General features: G+C 37.5%; 10 protein-coding genes. 1 reads left to right on the plus strand and 9 read right to left on the minus strand.

Features of this window, described 5'->3' with window-relative positions; genetic code table 11:
• Window positions 1–117: 117 nt before the first annotated feature.
• The 9 genes from H5073_RS17575 to H5073_RS17615 form a co-directional block, all read right to left on the minus strand.
• Window positions 118–591 (minus strand): hypothetical protein, encoded by a 474-nt coding sequence (locus tag H5073_RS17575; protein ID WP_182680862.1) that lies wholly within the window; start codon window positions 589–591, stop codon window positions 118–120.
• A gap of 113 nt (window positions 592–704) precedes the next feature.
• The gene (locus H5073_RS17580; protein WP_182680863.1) at window positions 705–1,061 is read right to left on the minus strand and encodes a hypothetical protein; all 357 of its coding nucleotides are present in this window, start codon (window positions 1,059–1,061) and stop codon (window positions 705–707) included.
• A 76-nt stretch (window positions 1,062–1,137) separates the two neighbouring features.
• Window positions 1,138–1,515: a hypothetical protein gene (locus tag H5073_RS17585; RefSeq protein WP_182680864.1), complete on the minus strand. Its 378-nt coding sequence runs from the start codon at window positions 1,513–1,515 to the stop codon at window positions 1,138–1,140.
• 88 nt (window positions 1,516–1,603) lie between these two features.
• On the minus strand, window positions 1,604–1,963 hold the full coding sequence (locus H5073_RS17590; protein ID WP_182680865.1) for a hypothetical protein: 360 nt from the start codon (window positions 1,961–1,963) through the stop codon (window positions 1,604–1,606).
• Between the two features lie 109 nt (window positions 1,964–2,072).
• A complete protein-coding gene (locus tag H5073_RS17595) occupies window positions 2,073–2,603 on the minus strand; it encodes a hypothetical protein (protein WP_182680866.1) in 531 nt (176 codons plus the stop codon).
• 113 nt (window positions 2,604–2,716) lie between these two features.
• Complete coding sequence (locus H5073_RS17600; RefSeq protein ID WP_182680867.1) at window positions 2,717–3,052, minus strand: hypothetical protein; 336 nt, start codon at window positions 3,050–3,052, stop codon at window positions 2,717–2,719.
• 78 nt (window positions 3,053–3,130) lie between these two features.
• Window positions 3,131–3,946 carry a hypothetical protein gene (locus H5073_RS17605; RefSeq protein WP_182680868.1) on the minus strand — a complete coding sequence of 272 codons (816 nt, stop codon included), beginning with the start codon at window positions 3,944–3,946 and terminating at the stop codon, window positions 3,131–3,133.
• Window positions 3,947–4,068: 122 nt separating this feature from the next.
• Window positions 4,069–4,320, minus strand: coding sequence for a hypothetical protein (locus H5073_RS17610; protein WP_182680869.1), 252 nt, complete (start codon window positions 4,318–4,320; stop codon window positions 4,069–4,071).
• 117 nt (window positions 4,321–4,437) lie between these two features.
• The gene (locus tag H5073_RS17615) at window positions 4,438–4,779 is read right to left on the minus strand and encodes a hypothetical protein (protein WP_182680870.1); all 342 of its coding nucleotides are present in this window, start codon (window positions 4,777–4,779) and stop codon (window positions 4,438–4,440) included.
• Between the two features lie 352 nt (window positions 4,780–5,131).
• Between H5073_RS17615 and H5073_RS17620 the strand changes: the two genes are divergently transcribed.
• Window positions 5,132–6,091, plus strand: coding sequence for an integron integrase (locus H5073_RS17620; RefSeq protein ID WP_182680871.1), 960 nt, complete (start codon window positions 5,132–5,134; stop codon window positions 6,089–6,091).
• Window positions 6,092–6,439: the final 348 nt, after the last annotated feature.

Consider the following 6,439-nt stretch of genomic DNA (forward strand, 5'->3'; position numbering starts at 1 on the left):
CACACCAAACAGATCGTATTCTCGATCTGCTATTTACTATTAAAGGTACAACTTATCGTGAGCTCGGGCTTGTTCAACACTTGGGATAAGGACGCGGCTTCGCGCGGCCTATCCTTATTAGTTAGTCATTTTAATATATAGAATTCTGCCGATAATTATTGCTGGAATATAGGCACCAAAATCTAGGTAGTTCATCCATCCAGGTAAACTCATAAATGCGAATGTTGATACAATAAAGTGTGGAATGACACCTAAAGCAATTAATAATTTCAGGTTCATCATTGAAGTGTCTTCACTTGTTTTAGTTGCCAAATACCCTGCTAAAGTAAGTGAGCTCACTAGGATAGGAATACTAAGTAATAGATAAATTGGAAGGTCTGACCCAAACAACTGATTAATATTACGATCGATAAACCAAGCTACGAACCATGATATAGCTGGTAAGAATGAAAGAGCAGCAATGCCAATACCCATTGCAGCAGGGCTTTGTGGAACTTTCCCAGATATGGCCATCACCAAAAATTTATATATCAGCACGCATGACAGAATAAAAGCTATCACAATTCCAATTTGTAGTATGTCTATATTCATTTCACTTCCAAAAGATGACTAACGCCCATTTAAGAGGCAAAATATAGTTGGCTAAAATAGGTGAACGTAGTGAACAAAAAGCCAACTGTATTTTGTCCTGCTTGAAATTCTTGTTATGTTGCAGCTAACTCCAATAGAGCTAACTTAGCTGCTTTTGATAAAGTAAGCCACTGCTTTGTTTGGATAAATTCTGTGATATAAGGAATATCACTGCCTATTTCTGACCATACAAGTTCAAATGTCACATCAAATTTTTTGAGAATTTCTAGTTCTTTATTAGAGAAGATTCCCTGATACCAATCGCGATCATTTACATCTTGGTAGCATGATTCCCAAGACCAAAATAACTCTGCTGAAACTTGAGCTATTGGAACCTTATTTTGGTAATCCAGTTGTTCATTTTTAGATGATATGAGATCTAATGTATCGAAGGTTTCTTTTCGATAATTTTCGCGAAGTTGATGATTCATCGACATTTCCATATGCAACATAACGCTTCAAATATGGGGCGCGTGCTGTTTGCGCGTCCCTGCCATAATTTGTTTGTTAGGTAACATTTACCCAACGGCCAAACCTAATTATTTGTTGAGAAGCATACTCCATAACCCAAGAGCGATCTGCTGCCACAACAAGCATGTGTTTTTGTTTAAAATAACCTTCTGATTTTTTAAGCAAGGCTTCCCAAGTTGTTTGCTGAAGCTCAGACCAAGCAGAATCAATTAAAATGACTTTAGTGGAACCCGAAACGCCTTTGCTTTTTAACCAAGACGTTAACTTTTGAATATGAGTTTCATCTTCAAATGAAGCCACTACCCATTCACTAGTTTCATCAACCCCTGAATCCCAAACAACTTCGTGTAAATGAGGTTCAACTAGTTTTCTTACATCTCGGCTTCGCAAAGCTTGATTAATAAGATTGACCATCCGTAGTTACCTAACGATTAAGCTAAGGGGCGGCGGAACGCCGTCCCAGCGAGCGAAGTGAGCGGTTTGAGCGCATTGTTATACCCAATTACCACGAGCCAGTTCGGATGTTAACAGGGTCTTCAGGTGAAATTTTGTATGTCCCATAGCCCTTAAGACCAAGGCCAAGCTTGTTACCTATAACTCTCACTCCAAGCACTTGGTTGCACTCTTTTGTGAGGCTGCCAGGCAGGTGCACCATATCGCCTTCTGTGACTTCGCTTGCGCGCTTTCTAAGCAAGACAATTCTTGTATTGCTGTCTGCATCCTCTGCATAAATATAAATGTAGTCTCCGCAGTCTGGACACCTCCATGTTTTCCTTACATCGTCGTCAGAGTAGTTTTTTTCACATTGGTGACATGTGAATTTTTCACAACTTAATCTATTCACGCCTTCTAATGAAGCCACGAAATTCTCCATTGGGTATAACGCCCTAATAATGGGCAAATTTCAGTTGGTTAAAATAGGCGACGCAGGAGCAAAAACCAACTGTAATTTGTCCTTATTTATTAGCTTGTTATGTGATTCTTTCTAATGAATGTACAAAATAAAAATATTTAAAGTTTTTAGTGAAAAATTTACTACCTCCATGATCTTTAACAGATACATACAAAGGAACCACCGTTTTCATTGCGTCTTTACTATTACAATATTGATCTAGATTTTTAAAGCCTAATAAATCAATAAAACTATCTGTATGTATCGCCACTTCTAGTGAACTGCCACAGTTCAAGGGAGATGGTATTTTCTGTAGACCAAACCAATCACAGTGATGGACAAGAAGAGCCTTATCTTGTGCAATAAACTTAAAGCTCTCAGGGTTAATTACTACAGCTTGTCCACCGATATTAGTTACACGAATTTTTATTACTTCAGCATAATCGTCATCTGTGTATGAAGCATATTCTTCTTTATATTCAGAAGTATCGCCAACATACAACTCAACTAACAGTTTTTTTCTTCTTTCAACTCGAGTTAAGATGAAAGTAGCAATACTAATAAAAAAGCCTAGTACACCAAAAATACTACTTATAGTTTTAATATCCAAACTCTGAAAAACTCCTAGTTACATAACGCATTACTAATGGGCTGCCGCAGCGTAGCGTAGGCAGTCCCGTGGAGGCCATGCTTTTTATGGCCGGAACGAAATTTAGTAACTTGTTATATGCCATTTTGCTCAAGGCTCATTTTGCTGAAGTTTATTAGATAGTTTTTGGCCTTTATTAACTCGTACCCACAGGTTACGCGAACATCGCCATTAACTCCTGAAAAACTGAAGAAAAACCCGTTTGGAGAACGCAACGAAAACCTTAAAGTGCCGTCTTGATTGAATGCCAATAAGTCCTCAGCTTCTCCACGCTCGGCTGATAAAATAAGTAATGTGCTTTCAGAAGTTACGAAGTGAACTCCTTTGATACGACCACCCACATCAACTGAAATAGTCTTTTCTTCAAATTCCCAATTTACCGATGTAGGCTCAATTCTCAGATTTTTCATGATGGCATATAACGCTCAAATAACAGGCTAAGTAATGGTTGGCTAAAATGGTGTAGCGAAGCGAAACGTAGCCAACTGTTACGTGTCCTTGTTGATTTTCTTGTTAGCATTTTTTAGCTGAATATTCTTTTTTAACCCTAAGACGGTATTTAAAGATATTTCTATTAGTCGGGATCTATAGCTTTCATATAGCCATTTTGATAAAAATATAGAAGCAAATATAAAAACAAAGGAAATTACAGCCGATGTAGAAAACATGTCACTAATTCGGGAATAGAATAATAAGGTAGATGATATTAAAAGTAATACAATTCCGTTTATGCTGGAATCTTTTTTATACAAATCAAAATCCACTTTAACTTCTTCTTTTAACGTATCTATAAGCTCTTCATCAATATTTTCCCAACCTAAATCGATTAGAAAACTAAGAGCTATATCAGAACGCTGACTAACGTCACTAATGTCTGCGGCAAAAGACCTAAAATTATAAAAAAACCAACATAGTCCTAATCCTAAAATTAATAAGAAATTCATGATATCAGCAGCAAAGAGTTTTAGGGGGCTTTTACCAAAACCGATCATGACAAACAAAGCTAAGAATAAAAGACCGTGCCAAATAGAGCCAACCTGCCCAAAACTAGTGAATGGACGCCCATAAATCCCTGCCCAAATAGTTTTAAATGGAACAATGATATTTTTTGGCTTTTCATAGTCTATTTTGTCCTTTATCTTATTCCAATTATCAGGTGTAAAGCTAAACTCAGATGCAAGATAAACTATTGATTTATCGTAGGTGTTACTAACAACTCTTTTTTTGTGCATGGTTATAGCAAGCGGTCCTAAAGTCATCCATAAAAAAAGGCCTAACGCGATAATTGTAATCAAGATATCCATTCATACTCCAGAGAATGCTAACGCTTTGCTAAGGGGCAATTGACAGTTGGCTATACTTGCGCGAAGCGCCAAGCCAACTGTTAATTGTCCCAGTGAGTTTACGAACGAACTTGAGCAACTTGTTATAAGCCATCTTTAGCTCCATGCGTAAACAGTAAAAATTTAGGGGCATAACCTGTAAACACTACATGCCCTGATATATATGACATACCAAACGTCACGATACCTAAAAGCCAAATAATATGATGATATGGTTCTGTAAACGCAAAAGTAACCGTAGCTAAAGTCGCAAACAATGAAAGTACAAAGATGAAACCAGCAAGTACCCTAAACGGAGTTCTAACTTTAGCTAATTGTTCCTTCAGTAAACTCATATCTTCCTTTGGCTTATAACGCCCATTTAAGGGGCTGAAAACAGTTTGCTAAAATGTGTAGCGAAGCGAAACCGAGCAAACTGTTAGCAGTCCCACTTGAAATTCTTGTTAGGTAACTTAATCGCTGAATATTTCTTTACCACAGTTTGGGCAAATACTATTTTCATTGATTTCATCCAGAGCATTTTTGTCCACTTTACAGATACAATTTGTGCAAACAATTTCTAAGGCATGTGATAGTTTAGCCAATTTTTTGGATACAAGTATTGGTGGTAAAGCTACACCAATAATAACGAAAATCATTAAATTGTTATTGGCCGACTCTGACAATAGTTCGAGCTTAAATACAATGATTGAGGAGACAATTACTAACACAGAAAAAATCACAGCTAAACTTAGCAATTTTCTACTTTTCACACTAACTCTACTACCTATTTCACGAATTTCAGATTTTCTCATGAGCTTGAATAGTTACCTAACAGCTTATTGATTAGCAGCAGGATAACCCTCCTGCTTTCTTGTAAGTTTCTTCGTCAAAATATCACTTGTAAGTGTTTGTTGTAAATATATTATTTAACAAAAAATACAGGTTAAATATGACAATTCAGCAGATAAAAAAGATGCATAGGTGTTTACGAGGTCTGCATAGCACTTTTATATATATTACAAACTATTGATAATAATGAGTTAATGCTTAACAGTTAGTATTATCGATGCGTCAATCCAACGATTTATGCATCTTTTTCATAGCAATTATCTCAACCTCAACTATAACTGTATATAAACACAGTGCATTGGTAAGGTAACGGTTATGGGGCAATTAACATTTTTGGAGGCTATACGGACAAAGATCAGGGTACGCCATTACAGCTATCAAACAGAAAAATCCTACCTCTATTGGAACCGCTATTTCATTCGACATTGCAATATTCGTCATGGTGCTGATATAACCCCCGCTTTGATTGAACAATTTCTCTGTTTTTTAGCAGTGGAGTGCGAAGTGTCGGCGAGCACCCAGAAACAGGCCCTATGTGCCATTGTATTTGCTTGTCGCCATGTGTTAAAAATTGAGCCCAATGAGTTACAATTTCCCTATGTAAAAGCCCCTAAACGAATACCGCAGGTATTGTCTAACGAAGAAGCAAAACTGATCATCAGCAATTTGTCAGGCTACCACTATTTAATTGGTGCCATCCTATTTGGCTCAGGGCTAAGATTAAAGGAAGCCTTAAAACTTAGGGTAAAAGATATTGATCTAACCACTAAATCTATCTTTGTGTACCGAGGTAAAGGGCAAAAAGATCGAGTTTGTATGCTACCTAACGGATTGATTGATGTTCTAAAGTCACAAATGAAACAGGTAAAAAAGCTCCACGAGGCGGATTTATCAGATGGCTTTGGACTTGCTTCATTGCCCATCTCTCTCATCAGAAAATACCGTAGTAACGCCTCTAAGTTTCATTGGCAATATATCTTTCCTGCTAGCCGCCGTTGTATGCACCCAAGTGACAACTATGTGTGCAGACACCATATTCATCCAACGGCTTTTTCACGTGCATTAAGGCAAGCTACCACTAACTGTGGTATAGATAAGCGCGTTACCGCCCATACTTTCCGCCATTCATTTGCAACATCTTTATTACTCAAAGGCCATGACATTCGTACCATCCAAGAGTTATTGGGACACAGTGATGTCAAAACAACCGAGATATATACCCATGTGATTGGTGGCCATCATACTGGGGTTATAAGTCCTCTTGACAGTCTTTAAGGCATAATACAAAACAAGTTACTAGGGCCTTATCTTTTGCTTTCCGCATTAGTAAATATAAGACAAACACAGAAACACAAAGTTCGAATGAGTAATTGTTCTAAATCATAATGGGGCAAAAACGTGCCAACTCTTAATCATCATGCATATACGCAAACATGCTGATTTTTTTATCTAAATGGCAACACTGAGGCTAATGAGAGGGTGTTGGACTAAATGGCTCGAGTCTATCTCGTGAATGAGGCAGCAGGGATGCTGCACCCGAGCCCTGCTTTAACCATGATTCACTCTGCGATGAAGGTAACTCTCACTACTTAGACTAATACTTAGATAGTACTTAGATAGTAC

The sequence above is a fragment of the Shewanella sp. SR44-3 genome, from assembly GCF_014163735.1.
GTDB lineage: Bacteria > Pseudomonadota > Gammaproteobacteria > Enterobacterales > Shewanellaceae > Shewanella.